This is a genomic window from uncultured Roseibium sp. (genome assembly GCF_963675095.2).
Classification (GTDB): domain Bacteria; phylum Pseudomonadota; class Alphaproteobacteria; order Rhizobiales; family Stappiaceae; genus Roseibium.
The window spans coordinates 25,682-47,537 of record NZ_CAXXSJ010000004.1 but is presented as its reverse complement, the minus strand read 5'-3'; the positions used below and the strand labels follow the sequence as shown (position 1 = coordinate 47,537).

Below are 21,856 nucleotides of genomic sequence, written 5' to 3'. Positions count from 1 at the left end.
CGATGCCGGGCCAGGGAATTCATCCGCGCATTTTCACAATTCCGCCTTCGGTTCCCTTCCTGAAGCGCCTGGTCGAAACCCTGGCCGACGGAACCCTGGTACCCGGCTTTCGACCGCTCGACGATCCGCTTCTCCTGTCGGCGGCAACGCTCTATCTGCCGACCCGCCGCGCCGCGCGCCTCCTGCCCGACCTGTTCCAGGAGGTCTTCGATGGACGGCCTGTCCTGCTGCCGACGATCCGCCCGCTCGGCGATGTTGACGAGGATGCCCAGGCCCTGTCGGCGCAAGCCGATGGCGAGCCCCTGCCGCCCGCCATGCCCGTTCTGGAACGCCATCTGGCGATGACGCGGCTCGTGATGGCGTGGAAGGGCGCACTCCGCCGCGAGGCTCTGAACCTGCGCTCCGACGAACCTTTGGGCGTACCGGCTTCTGCCGCAGATGCCGCCTGGCTAGCCGGCGATCTCCTGACGCTGATGGACGAGATCGAGGTCGAGGAGGCCGACTGGTCCGATCTCGCAGGTCTGGTGCCCGACGATCATGCCCGCTACTGGCAGATCACCCTGGATTTCCTGAAGATCGTCCAGGAGGCCTGGCCGGCACATCTGGCCGAACAGGGCCGGATGGACCCGAAGGCGCGCCGCTCCGCCCTCATTCGCCGCGAAGCCGAACGTCTCGCCGCTGAGCCGCCGAAAGGTCCGGTGATCGTTGCCGGAACCACCGGCTCGGTACCGGCAACCGCCGCACTTCTGAAGACGGTCGCCAGGCTGGACAACGGCGTCATCGTCCTGCCCGGTCTGGATATGCACATGGACGACCCCTCATGGACGGCCCTTGGCGGTCGTCCGGTCGGCACCGATTTCAGCAAGTCCATAACGGTCCCCGGCCATCCGCAATTCAGCCTGAAACTGCTTCTGGAGGCCTTGGGCGTCACCCGCAGGGACGTCCATGTTCTCGGCGCCCTTCCGGAACAGAGCCTCATCGATCGCGAAGTGATTGTCTCCGAAGCCTTGCGCCCTGCCGAAACCTCCGAGAACTGGATGGCGTTCCTTGAGGGGTTTCCCGAAGCGCAAAGGCGGCAGGCGCTGTCGAATGTTGGCGTGATCACCGCCCGCAATGAGGCCGACGAGGCTCTGAGCGTATCCGTCGCCCTGCGCGAGGCGCTGGAACGGGGCGAAACGGCCGCCCTTGTGTCCCCCGACCGGATGCTGACCCGCCGGGTCGCGAGCGAGCTGGCCCGCTGGCAGATCCAGGTGGACGACAGTGCCGGTCGGCCGCTCGACCAGACCCCGCCGGCAATCCTCGCCAGCCTTGCCGCGAAGCTTGCCTTCAACGGCTGCGAGCCGGTCGACCTGCTCTCGCTGCTGAAGCACCCGCTGGCCCGCCTCGGCCTTTCGATCAAGGACATGCGCGCCGCCGCCCGTGCGCTGGAACGCGGCGTCCTGCGCGGACCGCGAGCCCGGCCCGGAACCCAAGGCCTGAAGGACGCGGTTGCCGCCAGCCGGGAGGCCGCGGAGACCGCAGCTCATACGCCGCGCTGGAAAAAGATCCACGAGGCGGACTGGGACGCCATCGGCGATCTGGTGGACCGCCTCGCCGATGCTCTGGCGCCGCTGGAGGATCTGGCCGACAGCGCGGAGACTTTGAATGTTGCCGAGCTTGCCCGCGCCCATGCCGAGGTTCTGAGCCGGATCGCCCGCGATGAGGCAGGCTCCGATGCGGAACTTTATTCAGGCGAAACCGGCGAGGCGCTGGCGCTGATGTTCACCGGCCTGCTGGAGGCGCAAAACAGCGGCCTGGAACTGAAGCCCTCCGAATGGCCGTCTGTGTTTCCCGCATTGATGTCGGGAACCGCCGTGCGCCGCCGGCTGCCCGGCGATCCGCGCATCCAGATCCTCGGCCCGATGGAAGCCCGCCTGCAGGCGCCCGATCTGGTGATTCTCGGCGGCCTCAACGAGGGCATCTGGCCGCAGCGCACCCGCAACGATCCCTGGCTCAACCGGCCGATGAAGCGCGACCTGGGCCTCGATCCGCCAGAGCGTCGGATCGGCGCCTCCGCCCATGATTTCGTCCAGGGGCTTGGCGCCAAGCGTGTACTGCTCTCCCGCTCCGCCCGTGCCGATGGCGCGCCGACCGTCGCCTCCCGCTGGCTGCAGCGGCTGCTGACCTTGGCAGGCCCGGAGATCGCAAAGGAGATGGAAGCGCGGGGTGCGAGATATACTGATCTCGCCGGCCTGCTCGACCGTCCGGACAGCCCGGTGCGTTCTGCCCGCCGGCCGGAACCGATGCCGCCGCTTGCCGCCCGGCCGAAAGGTCTGTCCGTCACAGAGATCGAACGCCTCGTTCGCGACCCCTACGCCATTTTCGCCCGGCATGTGCTGGAGCTGCAGCCGGTCGATCCGATCGGAGGGGAACCGGATGCGGCCGACAAGGGCACCATCATTCACGACGCGCTGGCGCAGTTCTTAGGCGAATGGACCGGGCCTTACGACGACAGCGCGGTGCGTCGCCTGGTCGAGATCGGCGAGGAGCTGTTTGCCTCGCTCGAAGCCTTCCCGGCGATCCGGGCGCTGTGGTGGCCGCGGTTCGTACGCATCGCCGGCGGCTTCGTCGCCCTCGAGGCGCAGCGGGCGCCTTCCGTCGAAACCCGGTTCCTGGAAGTCTCAGGCGGCGCGGAACTGGCCTTGCCGGGGAGCGAGTTCCGCCTGCGCGGCCGCGCCGACCGGATCGACCTGATGACCGACGGCACCATTGCCGTCCTCGACTACAAGACGGGACAGGTGCCGTCTATCAAGCAGGTGGAAAGCCTGTTGTCACCGCAGATGCCATTGGAGGCGGCCATGATCCGGCGGCTCGGCTTCAAGGACGTGCCCGGTGACCGGCCCGTCTCCGAACTTCTCTACCTGCAGCTCAAGGGCGGTGCCGATCCCGTCGCGGCCCTGCGCCGCGATCCCAAGGAAAAGGATCTCGCCGATCTGATCGAGGAAGCCTGGACGCGCCTGGAGCAGCTGATTGCCCATTACGGCAAGGAGACCACCGGCTATCTGTCCCGGGCGCGTGTCCTGCGTGAACGGCAGACCGACGGACCTTACGATCATCTGGCCCGTGTCCAGGAATGGTCGGTCGGATCGGAGGACGGCGAATGAGCGGCTTCCAGATCCCCGAACTGACCCGCAAGCGCCAGGACCTCGCTTCCCAGCCGCGGGCGTCTGCCTGGGTGAGCGCCAATGCCGGTTCCGGCAAGACCTTCGTGCTGTCCCGCAGGGTGGTGCGCCTGCTGCTCGATGGCACCGATCCCTCGCGCCTGTTGTGCCTGACCTTCACCAAGGCTGCCGCCGCCGAAATGGCGACCCGTGTCTTCAGGATCCTGGGCGACTGGGTGACCAAGGACAACGAGGCGCTGGCGGAAGAACTGGAAGCGGTCGAAGGCCGCAAGCCCAATGCGGACCGGATCGCCTTGGCAAGGCGCCTTTTCGCCCGTGCGCTTGAAACCCCTGGTGGCCTGAAGATCCAGACCATCCATGGCTTCTGCGAGGCGCTGCTGCACCAGTTCCCGCTGGAGGCCAATGTCGCCGGTCACTTCACCGTCCTCGACGACCGGCAGGGCGCGGAACTGATGGCGGAGGCGCGGGCGTCCGTCTTCCATATCGCCGAGACGCAGCCCGACAGTGCCTTCGGCCGAGCGCTTGCCGCTGTCATCGACCTGATGAGCGATGCCGGGGTGGAAAAGGCGCTCGACGAACTGATCCAGAACCGGGACGCCTTCCGCCGCTGGACCGCAGACGAAGGCGATCTGGAAACCGCTCTCGCCCATCTCGCGACCGATCTCGGCGTCCGGCCCGAGATGAACCTGCGCGACCTGGACCGGCGCTTCCGCGATGAAGCGCTTCTCGATGAACTGGCCTCCCGCCGCGCAGCGGAGATCCTTGGCAGCGGCAGCAAGACCGACCAGGCAAAGGCCGATCAGCTGATCCAGGCCTGGAAGCTCTCCGATCCAGAGGCCTTCAAGGATGTCTGGTTGCAGATCTTCCTGACGTCAAAACTGGAACCGCGGAAGTCGCTGGCGACAAAGAAGATCGTCGAAAGCGCGCCGGATGTGGTCGAGCAGTTGGAGGCTGAACAGGCGCGCCTGATGGAGTTGCTCCAGGAACGGCGGCTGGCCGTTACCTTCGAAGGCACGGCAGCTCTTCTCAGGCTCGCCGATGCGGTGATCGGGCACTACGAAAAGGCCAAGACCGCGCGTGGGTTCCTCGACTTCGAGGATCTGGTCGTGCGCACCGCCAAGATGCTGAGGGAAGCCGAAGCTGCCCAGTGGGTGCAGTACAAGCTCGATCAGGGTCTCGACCACATTCTGGTCGATGAGGCGCAGGACACCAGTCCGCGCCAGTGGGAGGTCGTCCGGTCGTTGGCGGAAGAGTTTTTCACCGGCGAAGGCGCGCGCGGCCAGGTACGCACCATCTTTGCCGTCGGCGACGAGAAACAGTCGATCTATTCGTTCCAGGGCGCGGTGCCCGCCTATTTCGACGAAATGCGCCGGGAATTCGCTAAACGCTCGGCTGCCGCGGACCGTCTGTTCCATTCCGTCGACCTGCAGCTTTCCTTCCGCTCCACGCCCGACGTGCTCGGCGCCGTCGACCGGGTGTTCAAGGATGTGGAGGCCCATCGCGGCCTGTCACAGGAGGTCAAGGCGCCGGTGCACGAGGCGATCCGCAAGGACCCGGGCATCGTCGAACTCTGGCCGCTTGAAGCAGAGGAAGAGGCGGCCGAGCCGGAAGACTGGATTGTTCCGATCGACCGGGTCGGCTCCGGCAGCCCCATGCTCAAGGTCGCACGCCGGATCGCGACGACGATCGGCAGCTGGATGCGCGACGGCACCGCCGATCCCGGCGACGTGATGATCCTGGTACGCAAGCGCGGGCCTTTCGTGGAGGCGCTCAACCGGGAACTGAAGGAACTCGGCGTTCCGGCGGCCGGCAGCGACCGGCTGATCCTGACCGATCACATCGCGGTCAAGGATCTGGCCGCCCTCGGCCGGTTCCTGCTTTTGCCCGAAGACGACCTGTCGCTGGCCGCCGTCCTGAAAAGCCCGCTCGTCGGTCTGAATGACGACGACCTCCTCGAAATCGCCCGCGAGACGCCGGAGAAGGAGCGCGCCGGAACCTTGTGGCAGATGCTGGTGCGCAGGGCCGAGGCAAGTCCGAAATGGGACGAAGTCCGCAAGAAACTGGAGCTCTGGCGCGCGCGGGCCGACTTCATGCCGCCCTACGAGTTCTATGCCCGCCTGCTTGCCGCAGACGGCGGCCGTCTGGGCTTCCGCGCCCGGCTAGGTGTCGAAGTCGATGACGTGCTCGACGAATTTCTGGCACTCACCATCGCTTACGAGCAGACCGGGACGCCGGGGCTTGAAGGCTTTCTCGCCTGGATGGACGCTGCCCCGACGGAGATCAAGCGCGAGCTGACCAATTCCAAGGGCATGGTCCGGATCATGACCGTCCATGGCTCCAAGGGGCTGGAGGCGAAGATTGTCTTCCTGGTCGATCCGGGAGGAGCGCCGGTCAGCGCGATCCACGATCCGGCCTTCCTGCCGCGGCAAAGGCTCGGCAATCCGCTGCTGCCGCCGGCCCTTGTCTGGCTGCCGGTCAAGGAGGAGCGGACCCCCTGGCACGCGGAGGCTATCGACGGCCTGCGGGAAGGCCAGGAGGAGGAGTACCGGCGCCTGCTTTATGTGGCGCTGACTCGGGCCGAGGATAGGCTTGTTGTTTGCGGCTGGGAACCCAAGCGCGGTGCTCATGACGACTGCTGGTACAACATCGTCGCCCGCGCCCTGAGGCCGGAGGCGGAGGAGATCAAAGGTGCCGACGGCGAAACGGCAGCCTGGCGCTGGCAGAAGGAACCGGCGCCGGCTGCGGAAAAACGTGCTCCACGCGCCGCCGAAACAGCTGTGCCTGTCGAACCTGAAAACCCGGAACTGCCGGTCTGGCTGACGCAAAAGGCGCCCGCCTTCGTCCGAAAACCCCGGCTGCAGCCGTCCCGCGTCTTCGAGGTCATGGAGGAAAAGGAAGGGATCGACCCGGTGCCCGCCGTTTCACGCCTGGAAGCGCGCCGCCAACCGGCTCATTGGCCTTTGGAAAAAGGCCGGCTCGTTCACCGGTTGCTGGAAACCCTTCCCGATCTTGCGCCTGGTGACCGGGAAGCAGCGGCCGAACGGTTCATCGCCGCAGCACTTCCCGAAGAATTCGCCGGCAACGCCCAGGGGTTGCTCGGCGAAGTTCACGAGATTCTGAACGCGGCCGAATTCTCACCGCTCTTTTCAAGCGCGGCCCGGGCCGAGGTTCCGGTGGTCGGCAACCTGATCGCGTCCGACGGCAAGGAGGTGTCCATCTCCGGTCAGATCGACCGCCTGGTCGTCGAACCGGAGCGGGTCCTGATCGTCGATTACAAGACCAATCTGCGCCCGCCGTCGACGGTGGAGGGGATTCCGCCCGAATATCTTGCCCAGCTTTGCGTCTACCGGAAGCTGCTGAGTGAGATCTATTCCGACCGGCCGGTGGAGGCTGCTCTGCTATGGACCGTAACCCCGTCGCTCATGATGGTGCCGTCAGAGGTTCTGGATGAGACGTTTTCGCGCCTGCGCAGCGACGGTTCACCCGCTTGACGGATCGCCCATGGCTACCTACGTTCGGCCCAACGCGCATGCACGCTTTTCAGCGGCCGCATGACCTATCGAAAGAGGTAAGACATGGCTACCAACAAAACCACTGACGCTACGTTCGAAGCAGACGTTCTGAAGTCTTCCGAACCGGTCGTCGTCGATTTCTGGGCGGAATGGTGCGGCCCTTGTAAAATGATCGCTCCGGCCCTTGAGGAAATCTCCGAGGAAATGTCGGGCCAGGTGAAGATCACCAAGCTCAACATCGACGAGAACCAGGACATGGCCATGAAATATGGCGTCCGCTCCATCCCGATGCTGATCCTGTTCAAGGACGGTGAGCCGGCTGCAAGCCAGGTCGGCGCCGCACCGAAGGGCAAGATCGCCGACTGGATCAAGAGCGCGCTCTGATTCCAAAACGGGCCGCTGAGGCCTTTGGACCGGTCGCCCCGCACCGGTGGGTGACGTGATCGGCGATTTTCAGGCGGGTATGCTTATGGCATATCCGCCCGAACCATTTATGAGTTCATGACCTGAACCGATCGAACGCAATCTTACGGACGAACTATGAGCAACGAGAACAACACCCCCGAAGATCAAGAAGCCGAGGTCGCCGCTCAGGCTGCGGAAACCGCGGCCGATGACGCGTCTGCCGGCAGTGAAGCCGTTGATCCGATCGAAGCGCTGAAGGCGGAAAACGCCGATCTCAAGGATCGGGCCCTGCGCGTGATGGCGGAAATGGAAAACCTGCGCCGCCGCACGGAAAAGGAACTGAAGGACACCCGGCAATATTCCGTTGCAGGCTTTGCGCGCGACATGCTGACGGTGTCCGACAACCTGCGCCGGGCGCTCGATGCCGTGCCGGACGAGCTGCGCCAGAATGCGGACGCCGGGCTGGTAGCACTTCTCGAAGGCGTGGAAATGACCGAACGCGAGCTTCTGAACCAGCTCGAGAAGAACGGCGTCAAGAAGCTTGAGCCGGCCGGACAGAAGTTCGATCCGAATTTCCACCAGGCCATGTTCGAGGTGCCGAACACCGAAGTGCCGAACAACACGGTCGTCCAGGTCGTTCAGGCCGGTTACCAGATCGGCGACCGCGTCCTCCGGCCCGCCATGGTCGGGGTGTCCAAGGGCGGCCCCAAGGAAGCCCCCGCGGCGGCCAAGGATGGCGACGACGAGGCCGGGCAGACGGTCGACAAGACCGCCTGAGACTTTCGAAAGTCCGATTGATTTCTATAATGCCGCTTCCCCGGCTGCCGGGGAGGCGGTTTTTCTTTGGGGGCGGGCATGTTGTTGCAGGTGCTGGATTATCTTGGCGTTGGCGTCTTTGCGATCTCCGGTGCCATCGTCGCGTCGCGCAAGCAGATGGATTTCATCGCCTTTCTGTTTTTCGCCACCCTCACCGGAATAGGCGGGGGAACGCTGCGCGACCTGTTGCTGGGCGTGCCCGTCTTCTGGGTTCATTCGAACGCCTATCTTATGGTCTGCGTAGCGGTCAGTGTCGCCATGTGGTTCTTCGCTCACATCGCGGAAGGTTTCGGCAAGCCGCTCAGGTGGGCGGATGCCGTCGGTATCTCGGCCTATTCGGTCCTGGGCGCCGCCAAGGCGCTCAGCGTCGGCGACTCGGCCCTGGTGGCAGTCTCAATGGGCGTGGCAACAGCGACCTTTGGCGGCATTCTGCGCGATGTCATCGCCGGCGAGCCCTCCGCCATCATCAAGTCCGAAATCTACGTATCTGCCGCCTTTGCCGGCGCCGGCGCCTATGTGCTTCTGGTGACACTGGGGTTGGGTGGATGGGCAGCGGCCGCGACTGCAGCCGCATTGGCATTCGTCCTGCGTGGCGGAGCCATTCAATTCGGCTGGACGCTGCCGGGCTACAGCAGCCCGAAGTCGTGAACGTTGTGAGGGGCAATCGCGGCTCAGAAATGAAAATGCCGGCCTCGCGGCCGGCTTTTTCAAAAACGGGATCCGGGCTTACATCGAAACCAGGGATGCCGTGAGTCCGATAACGGTAAGGGTCAGCATCGGCAGCCCTGCCGCGTAGACCAGTGTCCTGAGCACTGTCTGTTCCTTTCATTCAGATACGGTGACGTTTTTCCTTCTCGTTCGTGGCGTCATATGGGGAAGATAAACCGTTTCTGGAAGGGATCAGCTTCTCAAGAAAACGTGTCCGGCAACCGCGAGATCCGCCAGCCCGGAAGATCCCCCCGGGTGGAAATGGGTCATCTGGCCGTAAAACCGCCGCCCGGCTTTCTCCCCCTTTGCCAGTTCGCGCAGGTCCGCTGCGATTTCCGTGCCGGCGAGTATCCCGGTCTCGTTCCGGTCTCCGACAAAGATCCGCACCTGGGACAGTGTGTCTCCGTCGAGGCGGATATCGGGTTCGAGAACATCGATGTGCACGCCGGGCGAAAGCGATGCTCCAGGCAAGTCGATAGGCGAGCGGGACACGCAGCAGATCATGTCGGCTCCGGCAACCGCACCGGCCAGGTCGTCCGTCGCCCCGAAGGTGATGCGTTTCAGATTGGCATGGGCCTTAAGCCTGTCGAGGAAGGTTTCCGCACCGGACGTCAGCAGAACGGAACGGATATTGCGAACCGCCGCATAGGCAGCGATCAGGCTCGGCAGCATCGGGTCGGCACCGATGACCAGAAGACGGCTGGTATCCTCCCGCGCCAGATAGCGCGTGGCCAGGGCATGCAGGGCACAGCGCCGCCAGACGGCAAGGCGCACGCCGTCGAGAAGGGCGATCGGATGACCGGTTGTGCCGGACAGGAGCAGATAGAGGGCGGAACCGGACTGTGAGGACCCGAGATCGGGCGCATCGTCCGACTGGGGAAGATCAAGCGTGATCCCGCAGCCGATGTAGCCCCGGTCGGTGTGGCCCTGTGCCGCGAAATTGGACCAGGCCGGGATGGCCTTGAGAATTCCGGCGGTCTCATGGGGGCGTTCGATAGCGAAATCCGCAGGTTGCGGAACGACAATCCGGGACCGGTAGGCGCGCAACAGGGTTTCGATCAGCTCCGGAAAGGCAAGAGCGCTGTCGATCTCGTCGCTGGAAAGGATACGCATGAAACGGGCGCGGTCAGGCGGCGTGCCTGCTGTCGGGGCCGGAAAGCTTCGGTGCCGAGGACGCCGCAGCGGGCGTCATGGCTTCGGTCTGCTCGCGCAGCTGATCGGCTTCCCGGTGCCACTTGTCGGCTTCGCGGCGTTTGACACGCGCTTCCTTGCGCCAGCGTCCCTGCTTGGCCCAGGCGCCGAGGCCGCCGACAAGGATGCCCACGCCCAGGCTGGCGAAAATCACCCAGAAAAGGGGAATGTCCGGAATGGTGAGACGGGGATCCTGCGGATCGAACGGATTGAGTGACAGGGAAACCGTGTGCCGGTTGGCGACAGACAGGGGAACAAGCACCACGGCAATGGCCAGAAGAATGATGTTCTTGATAAACCGGGTCACAGGGGCCTCCTGAAGCCGTTTTCATGCAGGGACGGTGTAACCGCAGCCGGAAAACCGACGATGCGGATACACTCCTGTTTAGCCCTTAGTCGTCGCCGTGGTCCACACCGTCGTTCAGGCGTACACGCATTTCCTTGCCGGTCTTGAAGAAGGGGACGAATTTTTCGTCGACTTCCACCTTCTGTCCGGTCCTGGGGTTTCGGCCGACCCGGGCCGGCCGGTTCTTGACGGAGAAGGCGCCGAAGCCGCGCAGCTCCACCCGGTCTCCACGCATCAGGGCCTCGGTAATCTCGTCCAGAATGGCATTGACGATATTCTCGACATCGCGCTGGTAGAGATGTGGATTTTGTTCCGCGATATGTTGAACCAGTTCTGATTTTATCATTGGCCGCGCCCCCTCGAATTATGGATTTTCGTCTGCCGCCTCAGGAGCCTGCCAAACCGATACAAGACCGTCAAGCGTAAGCCCTCGCGGAATCAGCCCTTTAGCGGCTCCAAGACTGCCGGTCAGACCTTTTGCGAAGCCTTCGCCCAGGCCCTGGCTCATACTGTTGGCCAGCGACAATCCGTCCTTGTCCTCATCCACGCTCCAGTTGATCACCGGAAGGTCCTTTTCCACGGACCGCTCGGTCTCGAGCCAGGAGATCGCCGCATCTTCGCCGCCGATGGCGTCGATCAGCTTGAGATTCAGAGCATTGTGCCCGCTGTAGATTTGACCGTCGGCCCGGCTGCGGGCCTCTTCCTCGCTCAAGCCGCGACGTTCTGCCACGAGCTTCACGAACCAGTCGTAGGAGTCCATCACCAGCGTTTTCAGCATGGCGCGGGCTTCCGGAGACGTCGGAGAATAGAAATCCGGTTCGGCCTTCAGCGGTGCGCTTTTGACCGCTTCCATCTGGACGCCGACAGTTTCCATCAGCTTGGCGATGTTGCCGAACTGGAACAGGACGCCGATCGATCCGGTAATCGAGTTGTAGCGGGCGACGACGTGGTCCGCCGACAGGGCGATCATGTAACCGGCGGAGGCGCCAACAGTGCGGATTTCCGCGACCAACGGCTTCTTTTCCGACAGTTTGCGCAAGGCGCCGTAAAGGGCTTCGCCGCCGGTGGTGGAGCCGCCTGGGGAATTGATCGAAAGGATTACGCCCTTGACCGCCGCCGACTTGGAGATCTTCTCGATCAGCTTCAACTGGTCCCGGTTTTCCAGGATCACCCCATCGATGGACAAGCGCGCAATATGGGCGGAGCGCTTGCTGATACCCGCAAATCCGGCCGCGTAGGCGATGCCGGCGATGACGACGAGTGCGATCAGGAGGAAGACAGCACCACGCCAGAAGGTCAATTTGCGTCGCATCCGTCTGCGGTCCACCAAGGCGTCTGCATCAAGGCTCATGTCTGATTGATCGTCCCTATCCGGATTGAATGTGGGTCTGGCTCCTTAGATAGGATCAAGGCAGCCGGAAATGCAATTATTTGCGAATGTTTTAGCGAAAGTTCCCGCATTGGTATTGCTTGTTCGCATTCTCGCACTTGTGCGGGCAAATGCCTAGAGCGGCATTATGCGATCTTTCGTTCCACCCTTGGCAGCGCTCCGGCGGAAGTCTTCACGTTTCCGTGATCAAGTTGAAATAAAGGTGCAGTCGCACCGGCCAACGGTCGCGAACTCCCAATGGCCGGCGCGCGCTTTCGATAGTTCTAGCCGATGGCGACCAGCGAGATCGCGAAGGTCAGGTCCTTGCCGGCAAGCGGGTGGTTTGCATCCAGAATGACGTCTTCGTCGCCGATCTCGGCGATGACCACCTGCAGGGTCTGGCCGTCCTGGGTCTGAACCTGCAGCTGCCGGCCGACCTCCAGGGGAATGTCCGGCGGGAACTGGTCGCGCGGCACCGGCTGGCGGGCCTGGGGCTGGACCGGTCCGTAGGCCTTGTCGGCGGGAACGAGAACGGTTTTCTCGTCGCCGACCTTCATGCCCGGAATGGCGCTGTCGAGGCCGGGAATGATCTGGCCGGTGCCGACGGTGAACTGCAGCGGATCCCGGCCTTCGGAACTGTCGAAAACGGAACCGTCTGCCAGCGTGCCCTTGTAGTGAATGGATACGGTATCGCCCGCTTTGACTTCGGTCATCGCGTGTCTCTCAATTCTGTCTGGGATTTTTGGGGACGGTGAGTGTGCGAGGCCACGCGTGTAGCGCAGGTTCTCTTGGCGCCCTGCAAGCGTAGCGCCTGTGGGCGAAATGTCAAAGGTGGCCGGGGCGGTCCACATGTCTCCGGCGCGCGGCATCGCCTCAGGTACTAATCTGCCCAGGGCGGGGAGGCCAGGACGCGCCGGGCGCGTCGTCTGCGCAAGAGGTTGCGCAGCCGCGATTTTCCGGAGCCGCCGGCGCCGTCAGCGCAGGCCTCGAACGGCTGAAGGATCTCCCGGATGGTCGCGGCCGCGTATCCGTCGGTGTCGTAGCTGCCGTCCATGAAGGCCTGGCGCTGTTGTCTCAGTGCCTCCAGGCACGGTTCCAGCGCGATCATGCCGTTTTCATCCATATGCTGCCGGATGATCCCGATCGCGCAGTGAACCGCATGGGCCTGCTGGCTGCCGACCGGGCCCCAGTACCAGGCGTCTTCCGGTTTCTTCGCCGCTTCGGCGGCTTCCCGGCGGACCACGGCGTCGATATCGCAAATGCTGAGTGTGGCAGGTGTCATGGCTGTCCGGACTGTCCTGTGGTGGCGGCAATCTAAGCGGATCGAAGCGGAACGGGAAAACGAAAAAGGGCGGCCCGTTAGACCGCCCTTGTCGATGGCCGTGAAACGGACCAGCTTACTTGTCGACGCCGCCCCAGATGGCTTCGGCGGTCTGGACCACGAGCTCCAGCTTGCGGCGCTGGTCGTCCATGGTGACCTTGTTGCCTTCTTCCGTGGAGGAGAAGCCGCACTGCGGCGCGATGCCAAGCTGGTTGATGTCGCAGTACTTGGAGGCTTCCTCGAACTTCTTCTTCAGGTCGTCGAGGCTTTCCAGTTCCGGCGTCTTGGTGGTGATGAAGCCCGGCAGCACGCGCTTGTCGCCCTTCGGCAGCAGGCGCAGCGGCTCCAGAGACCCGGCGCGGTCCGTGTCGTATTCCATGAAGTAGATGTCGATGCCGGTCTTGTTGAAGATCGCATCGGCGGCGAGATCATAGGCGCCTTCGGCCGCGTGGGTGGAGACGAAGTTGCCGCGGCACAGGTGCATGCCGATCTTCATGTCCGCCGGGCGGTCCTTGATCGCCTCGTTCATGGTCCAGGCATACTTTTCGATCAGCATGTCCGGATCCTGGCCGAGTTCCTGCTTGGCGGCGCGGTGCTTGGGATCGCACAGGTAGGCGAAGAAGATGTCGTCCATCTGCAGGTAGCGGCAGCCGGCGGCGTAAAACGCCTTGACCGCCTTGGCGTAGGTCGCGGCCAGGTCGGCGAACAGGACGTCGAGGTCCTTGTATTCCGCCGGTGCGATGTCCTTCGGATCGGTACGGAAATGGCAGCAGGACGGACCGGGGATCGAGATCTTCGGCTGGACCTTGGTGTTTTCGGCAACGAACTTGTAGTGCTCGATCATCGGATGGTCGTCCGGGAAGTCGAGCTTGGAGGTGATCGTCGGGAAGATCGGGCGCAGCTTGACGCCGGCGAACTGGACGCCTTCGTCGCGCTCTTCCAGGTCGAGACCGGTCAGGCCGCCCATGAAGTCATAGTGCCAGAAGGAGCGGCGGATCTCGCCGTCAGTGACCGCCTTGAGGCCGACTTCTTCCTGCATCTTGATGACGTCGACGATGGCCGCATCCTCGGCAGCCTTCAGTTCCTCGGCCGTCACGGTCTTGTCTTCGAAGAATCCCTTGCGGGCCGCCTTGACGGCGTCGGAGCGCAGCAGGCTGCCGACGTGATCGGCACGGTACGGGGCTCCGGTGACAGGCTTGGTCATGTATTTCCTCCATTGCCGCGGCTGACGGGTACAGCCACCATGTATACATCTCGGCGCCTTTCCTATCGCGGCGGAGCGGCGGCGTAAAGGCCACCCGCCCGCCGATGCGCCAAATTGCCGTGCGGCTTGCACCCTTCGCCCCTCCCCCGAGAGGCAGGGTGAGCATTAGCCATGCCGCTTGCACCCGTCTCCCCCCTTGAGGGGGAGATGTCCGCGTCAGAGGACAGAGGGGGGTGTTCGGCTTCTCGGCATTATTCCGCGCCTGAGTATGCCGCGGCTGTCGTTACCCCCCTCTGTCACCTTGGGTGACATCTCCCCCTCAAGGGGGGAGAGGGGAACAAGGGGTGGTGACGAAGCCAGATCAGACTTCGTCAGAACGTAAAAAAAGCCCGGCGTTGCCGCCGGGCTTTTCCATGTCGGTGTAAAGATCGGCTGGGCCGGTCTTATTCCTCGTCGCCGTCGTCGCCGGCCTTCTTGAGGGCGGCACCCAGGATGTCGCCGAGGGACGCGCCGCTAGCGGAGGAGCCGTACTGAGCGACAGCTTCCTTCTCTTCTGCGATTTCCAGCGCCTTGATGGACGCGGAAACGCGGCGGGTCTTCTTGTCGAACTGGGTGATGCGAGCGTCGAACTTGTCGCCGACGGCGAACCGTTCCGGACGCTGTTCGGCGCGGTCACGGGACAGGTCCGCGCGGCGGATGAAGGCCGTCAGGTCGCTGTCTGCGATCTTGACTTCCAGACCGCCGTCCTTGATCTCGATGACTTCACAGGTGACGACCGCATTCTTGCGGATCTCGCCGGCAGCAGCTGAGTCCATCGGATCGCCGCCAACCTGCTTGATGCCGAGAGAGATACGCTCTTTCTCGACGTCCACATCGAGCACCACGGCCTTGACCATGTCGCCCTTCTTGTACTCTTCGATGACCTGCTCGCCCGGACGGTTCCAGTCCAGGTCGGACAGGTGCACCATGCCGTCGACATCGCCTTCGAGGCCGATGAACAGACCGAACTCGGTCTTGTTCTTGACTTCGCCTTCGACCTCGGTGTTGACCGGGAACTGCTCTGCGAAAGCTTCCCACGGATTCTGCAGGCACTGCTTGAGGCCGAGCGAGATCCGGCGCTTGACCGGGTCGACTTCCAGGATCATCACTTCCACTTCCTGAGAGGTGGAAACGATCTTGCCCGGATGGACGTTCTTCTTGGTCCAGGACATTTCCGACACGTGGATCAGGCCTTCGATGCCCGGCTCCAGTTCGACGAATGCGCCGTAGTCGGTGATGTTGGTCACGCGGCCGGTGAACTTGGCGCCGAGCGGGTACTTGGCTTCGATGCCGTCCCACGGATCGGTTTCAAGCTGCTTCATGCCAAGGCTGATGCGATGCGTGTCCTGGTTGACACGGATGATCTGCACCTTGACGGTCTGGCCGATGGACAGAACTTCCGACGGATGGTTGATGCGGCGCCACGCGATGTCGGTGACGTGCAGCAGGCCGTCGATTCCGCCGAGGTCCACGAACGCACCATAATCGGTGATGTTCTTGACCACGCCTTCCACGGTCTGGCCTTCTTCCAGGCTCTGGACCAGTTCCGAACGCTGTTCGGCGCGGGTTTCTTCCAGAACGACACGGCGGGAGACCACGATGTTGCCGCGGCGCTTGTCCATCTTCAGGATCTGGAACGGCTGCGGGGTGTGCATCAGCGGGGTCACGTCGCGCACCGGACGGATATCGACCTGGGAACGCGGCAGGAAGGCCACGGCGCCATCCAGATCGACGGTGAAGCCGCCCTTGACCTGGTTGAAGATCTGGCCGGTAACCTTTTCGTTCGCTTCGAAGGCGACTTCCAGGCGAACCCAGCTTTCTTCGCGGCGCGCTTTTTCGCGCGACAGAACGGCTTCGCCGAGCGCATTTTCGACGCGCTCAAGATAAACCTCGACTTCGTCGCCGACTTTCATTTCGCCGTCGCGGCCCTTGGCGCCGAATTCCTTCAGCGGCACGCGGCCTTCGACCTTCAGGCCGACGTCGATGACGGCGAGGTCTTTTTCGATTGCGACAACGATACCCTTGACGACCGCACCTTCGTACATGTCGTTATGGGTGAAGGACTCTTCGAGAAGAGCCGCAAAATCCTCGGTGGAGGGATTAAGTTCAGACATTGAAACTCCTGATGCCATTCCTGGCAGGCCGCCGGCGGGTTTGTGTTGCACTCCGGATCCTCAGACCCCCGGGACGCGATTTCACGTCCTGCCATCCCTTTAAGCTGTTGCGCGGGATGGGCCGGCGGGGCGAGAGACGGAAAATCCGGTCTCGTCTCAAGGCATGGGTAATGCCTTGCCGAATGGTGTTCCCGGGGTAATGAAGACCGGAAAACCCGGCGATACCGACCGAACACGAAAGGGGGCGCACCTGACGGTGAACCCCGCAACACCCGAGACTATGAAGGGCGCTTACGCGTCGCAGGCCTGCGTAACGATATCCACAGCCGCCTGGAACGCGGTCTCTATATCCATTTCTGTCGTATCTAGCAAGTGCGCATCGTCCGCCTGCTTCATCGGCGCCACCGTGCGCTGGCTGTCGCGTTCGTCGCGCCGCTTCAGATCGGCCAGGATGGATTTGTAGTCGGCAACCTCGCCCTTCGACAGAAGCTCGTCGGTCCGCCGCCGCGCGCGCGCCTCGGGAGAGGCGGTGACGAACATCTTCACCGTGGCATTCGGGCAGACCACCGTGCCGATGTCCCGGCCGTCGAGAACGGCACCCGGAGGGGCTTCGGCAAAGCGCTGCTGCAACTTCACCAGTTCCTCACGCAGCGCCCCGAGCGTTGCCACGCGGGACGCGGCCTCGCCGATCTCGTGGGCCGACAGCACGGACTTGTCCATGTTGGCGAGATCCAGATGGCGGGCCATCTCCACCGCGATCTTCTCGTCGCCAAGCGGCAAGCCCTTGGCAAGCAGGGCGGCTGCCACCGCCCGGTAGGTCAGGCCGGTGTCCAGGTGGCGCAGGCCGAAGTGGTTGGCAAGCCGGCGCGCGAGCGTACCCTTGCCCGATGCGGCCGGTCCGTCGATCGCGATAATCATGCCGCCTCGCTTTCCGACCCGGAAATGGTCGCGCCCAGATCGGCAAACAGGCTGGTGAAGGTGGGGAAGCTGGTGGCGATCACCGCGCCGTCGTCCACGGTCACCGGCTTGTCGCTGGCCAGCCCGAGCACCAGGAACGACATGGCGATACGGTGGTCGAGATGGGTGACCACCGTGCCGCCGCCGATGGATTTGGCGCCGCCCGTGACGGTCAGCGCGTCTTCGGCCTCGATACAGGGAATGCCGTTGGCCTCCAGCCCACGGGCCACGGCGGCCAGACGGTCGGATTCCTTGACGCGCAGTTCTTCGACGCCGGGCATATGCGTGTCGCCTGCGGCAAAAGCGGCGGCCACGGCCAGCACCGGATATTCGTCGATCATCGACGGCGCGCGGTTCGGCGGCACGGTCACGCCCTTGAGCTTGGAGTGGCGCACATGGATGTCGCCGACCTGTTCCCCGCCCGAATTGCGCTCGTTGAGGATCGTAATATCCGCGCCCATTTCGATCAGCGTGGTGATCAGCCCGGTGCGATGCTCGTTGAGCAGGATGTTTTCGACCGTCACGTCGGAGCCCGGGACGATCAGGGCAGCGACGATCGGAAAGGCGGCGGATGAGGGATCGCCCGGCACTTCGAGATCCTGCGGCTTCAGCTCCGGCTGGCCTTTCAGCTTGATTACCCGCTCGCCGGCCTCGTTCAGGGTCACGGAAATCTCCGCGCCGAAACCGGCCAGCATCTTTTCCGTATGGTCGCGGGTCGCGATCGGCTCGATCACCGTGGTCTCGCCCGGCGCGTTGAGGCCGGCCAGAAGCACCGCGGATTTCACCTGGGCCGACGGCACCGGCACCCGGTAGGTGATCGGCAGCGGCTGGCGCGCCCCCCGGATGGAGGCGGGCAGGCGGTCGCCGGTCCGCGCGATCACGTTGGTGCCCATGTCGCGTAAGGGATCGAGCACCCGGCCCATCGGCCGTTTGGACAGCGATGCGTCGCCGACGAAGGTGGCGGCGATGTCGTGGGTGCCGAGAATGCCCATGGTCAGGCGCACGCCCGTGCCCGCATTGCCGAAATCGATCACGCTTTCCGGCTCCAGCAGGCTGCCCAGGCCGATGCCGTCCACCGTGTAGCTGCCGTCCGCCTGCTTCTCGATCGTCGCGCCGACGGCGCGCATGGCGTTTGCGGTCGCCAGTACGTCTTCCGACTCAAGCAGGCCCGTCACCGTCGTACGGCCCACGGCGAGCGCGCCGAACATCAGGGCGCGATGGGAAATCGATTTGTCGCCGGGAACACGAATCGTGCCGGCAAGAGGCCCGGCCTGGCCTGCGGTGAGGGGATGCGGTGTTGAACCGTGGGACATTGCGGGTTCCGGATAAACGCTGTTTTTTAGGGAGCATCTCCCTATCATGTGGATCGGCGTTCGTCATCCGCCTGATCTCTGAATCGGGATCCTTGAAATTTAACTCATCTCGTGCAGAACAATGGGTGAGGCTGGCGAATGGATTGATTTGCCTTTGACACGGGGGCCCAACAGAGCTATGGGGCGCCACCAATTCAAGAATACGAAGGGTTAGCACAGTGGCAAAACCTGAACTTGGCACAAAGCGGCTGTGCCCAAGCTGCGGCGCGAAATACTACGACCTGAACCGGGACCCGATCACCTGTCCGAAATGCGGCACGATCTTCGAGATCGTCATGACCTCCCGCGTCGCCAAGGCGGCCAAGGCGGCGGCCGTTGCGGAGGAGGAAGAGGATGACGAGGAAGAGGACGCGCCGGAAATCGTAACCCTGGAAGAGGCGGATGCCGAAGCCGAGGGCGGCGATGACGATGTGCCGGATCTCGACGACGAAGAAGACGTCGATCTGGGCGATGACGACAGCTCCGACGACGACGTCTTCATCGAGGACGAGGATGAGGAGGACGACGCTGTTCCCGGCATCCGCGTCGAGCGCGAAGACGACCGCGAAGCTTAAGATACGGATTTTCAAGGGTTTTTCTCGCTCGCGGCCTTTTCCACAAGGCGAAATCGAAATCCTTTGAATTTCCGCTTGATCAATGCGGGCGGCGCGACTATGTTCCGCCCGCATCGACGCCGGAAACCCAAGCCGGCTCATGGAGAAACGGGGCCATAGCTCAGTTGGGAGAGCGCTACAATGGCATTGTAGAGGTCAGGGGTTCGATTCCCCTTGGCTCCACCATCTCCTTCCTCCCCTGCGGGAGAGTTTTTCCTTTAAAAGCAATATAGCCAGCAGGCAGCCTCCAATTAGGCCTGTGCGTCTCTGCTCGATTAAATCGGGTCACGTGGTCATTCGTCCTAGCGGAGAGAATGGAATTTACCTGACTGGCCCGCGAGCACGTACGCCGCCGAAACTACGATACGGCGGTCGAAAGTTTCGATCGCCCTGCCAAACACGCGCCGTATTCATGGGATCATGTGCCGCCGGATTGACCCGTGTGGGTCGCACTTTGTGTTTGCGCCCTTGGTCTGTTTGCCCGCAGGGCGCGGCCGTGGAGGAATGTCTAGAAACGTCATGAGCAGATTTGTTTACGTAGCCTTGCTGTTCGCGGCACTTGTGGCGCCTGCTTCCGTGCAGGCCGCGGAACCGGGACCCCTCCTCGGAAAGCCCGAAAAATTCAGCTTTGACACCGTGATCGAGAAGGCCCGGGTCAGTGCCGCCAGGCCGTTCCAGGACAGGACCGTGCGCGCGGAGAAAACTCTGGAAGCCATCGATTACGATGCCCATTGGAAAATCAGGTTTCGACCGTCCGCGACCCTGGAAGTCGCGCCCGGGCTTCCCTTGCAGTTTTTTCACCTGGGTCGCTATTTCAAACAGCCGGTCAAGCTGAATGAGGTGGCGGATGGACTAGCGAGAGAAATCCTCTATTCGCCCGACTATTTCGACATTCCCTCAGACAGCCCCGCCAAGGCCCTGCCTGACGATATCGGCTTTGCCGGCTTTCGCATCATGCGGGAGGACCTGAAGACGGACTGGGTGTCCTTTCTCGGCGCGTCCTATTTCAGGACGGACGGCCAGTCCGGCCAGTACGGGCAATCGGTACGCGGGCTTGCCCTGAACACGGGTCTTTCGACACCCGAGGAATTTCCGAGTTTCACGGAGTTCTGGTTCGAGCCGTCCGATGCCAGGGACGGCAGTCTGATCGTCTATGCGCTTCTCGACAGTCCGTCCGTTGCCGGCGCCTATCGGATGCATATGAAGAATGAGGAAGGCAACGGCCAGGTCATCGACGTGGACAGCCGCCTGTTTTTCCGCAAGCCGGTGGAACGGCTCGGAATTGCACCCCTCACAAGCATGTACTGGTACTCGGAATCCAATCGGCTGAAAGGACGGGACTGGCGGCCGGAAGTCCACGATACCGACGGTCTGGCAATCATAGGCCAGAGCGGCGAGATCATATGGCGCCCCCTCAACAACCCGTCCGTCGTGCGCACGTCGTCTTTCCGGGCAGATGATGTGAGAGGGTTCGGCCTCGCACAGCGCGATCGGGATTTTGAAAATTATGAGGACGATGGCGTGTTTTACAACAAGCGGCCCTCTGTCTGGATCGAGCCGATCGAACCGTTTGGAAAAGGCAGCGTTCAATTGGTGGAGATCCCCACCGACGACGAGATCTACGACAATATCGCCGCTTACTTTTTGCCCGACGACCTGCCGCAAGCCGGGGACGAGAGGCGGTTTTCCTACCGCATGATATGGCGGGACATGCATCCGCTGCCGCAGGCGGGCGCCCATGTGTTTGCAACGCGCATCGGCCCGGGCGGGGTTCCAGGGCAACCCCGTCCGAAGGATCAGTTGAAGGTCGTGATCGAATTCACGGGCAAATCCCTGGACGGCCTGACGAGAGAGGACGCGGTCGAACCCGTCGTGGAGCTGTCGAAGGGAACGCCGATCAATCCCTTCGTGCTGCCGGTCGTCGGCACGGACCGCTGGCGCCTGATTTTCGATGCGAAAATCGACGGACCGGATCCCGTGGAAGCCCGGGCCTATCTCAAACATGGCAATGATGTCCTGAGCGAAACCTGGCTCGGGCAGATTTCGGCCGACAATCTGGGACGCGAGTAGGTCTGCGGACGCAGGCCTGGCGCATCCGGTTCAACTGCGGAGAAGACCGGCGGATGACGCGGCACTTGCCTTGATCGGCAAAACGCGGCTCAATTCATGCCATGACCGATTTGACCCACACCGTGCGCAACAGCCTGGTGGACCGGGAACGGACGTTCAGGCTCGGCACCGATGCCCTCGTCATCGACGGGAAGGCGAAGCAGGCTCGCGTTCCCTATGCCGATATCCGCAAGGTGCAGCTGATTGCCTACGCCAATACGGGCGGCGAGCAGTATCAGTGCACGCTTTCGGCCGGCGCCCATGGCAGGATCAAGATCCGCTCGCACAGTTACGTCAGCCTCGGCAATTTCGAGGACCGGTCGGAAAGCTATGTCCCGTTCCTGCGCGACCTCATGAGGCGCGTGGCGGCCGCGTCACCTGAGGCCGAATTCGTGTCGGGAAACACCGCCCTGCTGGTGGTCTGGCTGGTGGTGCTCCTGTTGTTCATCCTCGGACTGGGCACAGTCGTGCTTGGCCTTGTGGACGGACTGGCCGGCACCTGGAAATTCGCGATGATGGTCGCGGTGCTTCTGATCATCGGTCCGATCCTGTGGCGCCGGCTGCGCAAGGGCGAAGTCCGCCGGTTCGATCCGGACAATCCGCCGCTGGATGCGACCGGAGACGGGTAGGGGTAAGGA

General features: G+C 63.1%; 18 protein-coding genes and 1 tRNA gene. 9 read left to right on the top strand and 10 right to left on the bottom strand.

Translation table 11 applies throughout. From position 1 onward, the window contains the following. Positions 1–2 precede the first annotated feature (2 nt). From addB to ABIN98_RS01880, 5 genes are all read left to right on the top strand, one after another. Positions 3–3,143, top strand: coding sequence for a double-strand break repair protein AddB (addB, locus tag ABIN98_RS01900; RefSeq protein WP_346906903.1), 3,141 nt, complete (start codon positions 3–5; stop codon positions 3,141–3,143). After that, positions 3,140–6,652: a double-strand break repair helicase AddA gene (addA, locus tag ABIN98_RS01895; RefSeq protein WP_346906901.1), complete on the top strand. Its 3,513-nt coding sequence runs from the start codon at positions 3,140–3,142 to the stop codon at positions 6,650–6,652. Before addB ends, addA begins: the two co-directional genes overlap by 4 nt. A gap of 84 nt (positions 6,653–6,736) precedes the next feature. After that, the gene (gene trxA / locus ABIN98_RS01890; protein ID WP_190292497.1) at positions 6,737–7,057 is read left to right on the top strand and encodes a thioredoxin; all 321 of its coding nucleotides are present in this window, start codon (positions 6,737–6,739) and stop codon (positions 7,055–7,057) included. A gap of 156 nt (positions 7,058–7,213) precedes the next feature. Then, a complete protein-coding gene (grpE, locus tag ABIN98_RS01885) occupies positions 7,214–7,855 on the top strand; it encodes a nucleotide exchange factor GrpE (protein ID WP_346906899.1) in 642 nt (213 codons plus the stop codon). Between the two features lie 78 nt (positions 7,856–7,933). Next, positions 7,934–8,542 (top strand): trimeric intracellular cation channel family protein, encoded by a 609-nt coding sequence (locus ABIN98_RS01880; protein WP_346906897.1) that lies wholly within the window; start codon positions 7,934–7,936, stop codon positions 8,540–8,542. 252 nt (positions 8,543–8,794) lie between these two features. Here ABIN98_RS01880 and ABIN98_RS01875 read toward each other — a convergent pair whose 3' ends face one another. The 10 genes from ABIN98_RS01875 to aroA form a co-directional block, all read right to left on the bottom strand. Then, positions 8,795–9,715, bottom strand: coding sequence for an ornithine cyclodeaminase (locus ABIN98_RS01875; protein ID WP_346906895.1), 921 nt, complete (start codon positions 9,713–9,715; stop codon positions 8,795–8,797). Positions 9,716–9,728: 13 nt separating this feature from the next. Continuing rightward, positions 9,729–10,100 (bottom strand): lipopolysaccharide assembly protein LapA domain-containing protein, encoded by a 372-nt coding sequence (locus ABIN98_RS01870; RefSeq protein WP_346906893.1) that lies wholly within the window; start codon positions 10,098–10,100, stop codon positions 9,729–9,731. 85 nt (positions 10,101–10,185) lie between these two features. Further along, the gene (gene ihfB, locus ABIN98_RS01865; RefSeq protein WP_190292501.1) at positions 10,186–10,485 is read right to left on the bottom strand and encodes an integration host factor subunit beta; all 300 of its coding nucleotides are present in this window, start codon (positions 10,483–10,485) and stop codon (positions 10,186–10,188) included. Positions 10,486–10,503: 18 nt separating this feature from the next. Next, positions 10,504–11,490, bottom strand: coding sequence for a signal peptide peptidase SppA (gene sppA / locus ABIN98_RS01860; RefSeq protein WP_346906891.1), 987 nt, complete (start codon positions 11,488–11,490; stop codon positions 10,504–10,506). Between the two features lie 302 nt (positions 11,491–11,792). Next, positions 11,793–12,221, bottom strand: a complete 429-nt coding sequence (locus tag ABIN98_RS01855) for a peptidylprolyl isomerase (protein ID WP_346906889.1) — start codon at positions 12,219–12,221, stop codon at positions 11,793–11,795. A 167-nt stretch (positions 12,222–12,388) separates the two neighbouring features. After that, positions 12,389–12,790: a hypothetical protein gene (locus tag ABIN98_RS01850; protein ID WP_346906887.1), complete on the bottom strand. Its 402-nt coding sequence runs from the start codon at positions 12,788–12,790 to the stop codon at positions 12,389–12,391. Positions 12,791–12,905: 115 nt separating this feature from the next. Beyond that, positions 12,906–14,033, bottom strand: a complete 1,128-nt coding sequence (locus tag ABIN98_RS01845) for a 5-methyltetrahydropteroyltriglutamate--homocysteine S-methyltransferase (RefSeq protein WP_346906885.1) — start codon at positions 14,031–14,033, stop codon at positions 12,906–12,908. Between the two features lie 443 nt (positions 14,034–14,476). Further along, positions 14,477–16,186, bottom strand: a complete 1,710-nt coding sequence (gene rpsA / locus ABIN98_RS01840; protein WP_346906883.1) for a 30S ribosomal protein S1 — start codon at positions 16,184–16,186, stop codon at positions 14,477–14,479. 291 nt (positions 16,187–16,477) lie between these two features. Then, positions 16,478–17,104: a (d)CMP kinase gene (gene cmk, locus ABIN98_RS01835; RefSeq protein WP_346906881.1), complete on the bottom strand. Its 627-nt coding sequence runs from the start codon at positions 17,102–17,104 to the stop codon at positions 16,478–16,480. Beyond that, the gene (gene aroA, locus ABIN98_RS01830; RefSeq protein WP_346906880.1) at positions 17,101–18,456 is read right to left on the bottom strand and encodes a 3-phosphoshikimate 1-carboxyvinyltransferase; all 1,356 of its coding nucleotides are present in this window, start codon (positions 18,454–18,456) and stop codon (positions 17,101–17,103) included. The genes cmk and aroA overlap by 4 nt, the downstream gene beginning before the upstream one ends. A gap of 218 nt (positions 18,457–18,674) precedes the next feature. On the opposite strand from aroA, the gene ABIN98_RS01825 reads away from it, so the two are divergent. The 4 genes from ABIN98_RS01825 to ABIN98_RS01810 all read left to right on the top strand — a co-directional run bounded on the left by ABIN98_RS01825 (position 18,675) and on the right by ABIN98_RS01810 (position 21,847). After that, entirely contained in the window at positions 18,675–19,070 is a 396-nt protein-coding gene (locus tag ABIN98_RS01825) for a TIGR02300 family protein (protein ID WP_346906878.1), read from the top strand. A gap of 149 nt (positions 19,071–19,219) precedes the next feature. After that, a tRNA-Ala gene (locus ABIN98_RS01820) sits at positions 19,220–19,295 on the top strand. A 333-nt stretch (positions 19,296–19,628) separates the two neighbouring features. Further along, positions 19,629–21,179 (top strand): glucan biosynthesis protein, encoded by a 1,551-nt coding sequence (locus tag ABIN98_RS01815; RefSeq protein ID WP_346906876.1) that lies wholly within the window; start codon positions 19,629–19,631, stop codon positions 21,177–21,179. 101 nt (positions 21,180–21,280) lie between these two features. Further along, on the top strand, positions 21,281–21,847 hold the full coding sequence (locus ABIN98_RS01810) for a hypothetical protein (protein ID WP_346906874.1): 567 nt from the start codon (positions 21,281–21,283) through the stop codon (positions 21,845–21,847). Positions 21,848–21,856: the final 9 nt, after the last annotated feature.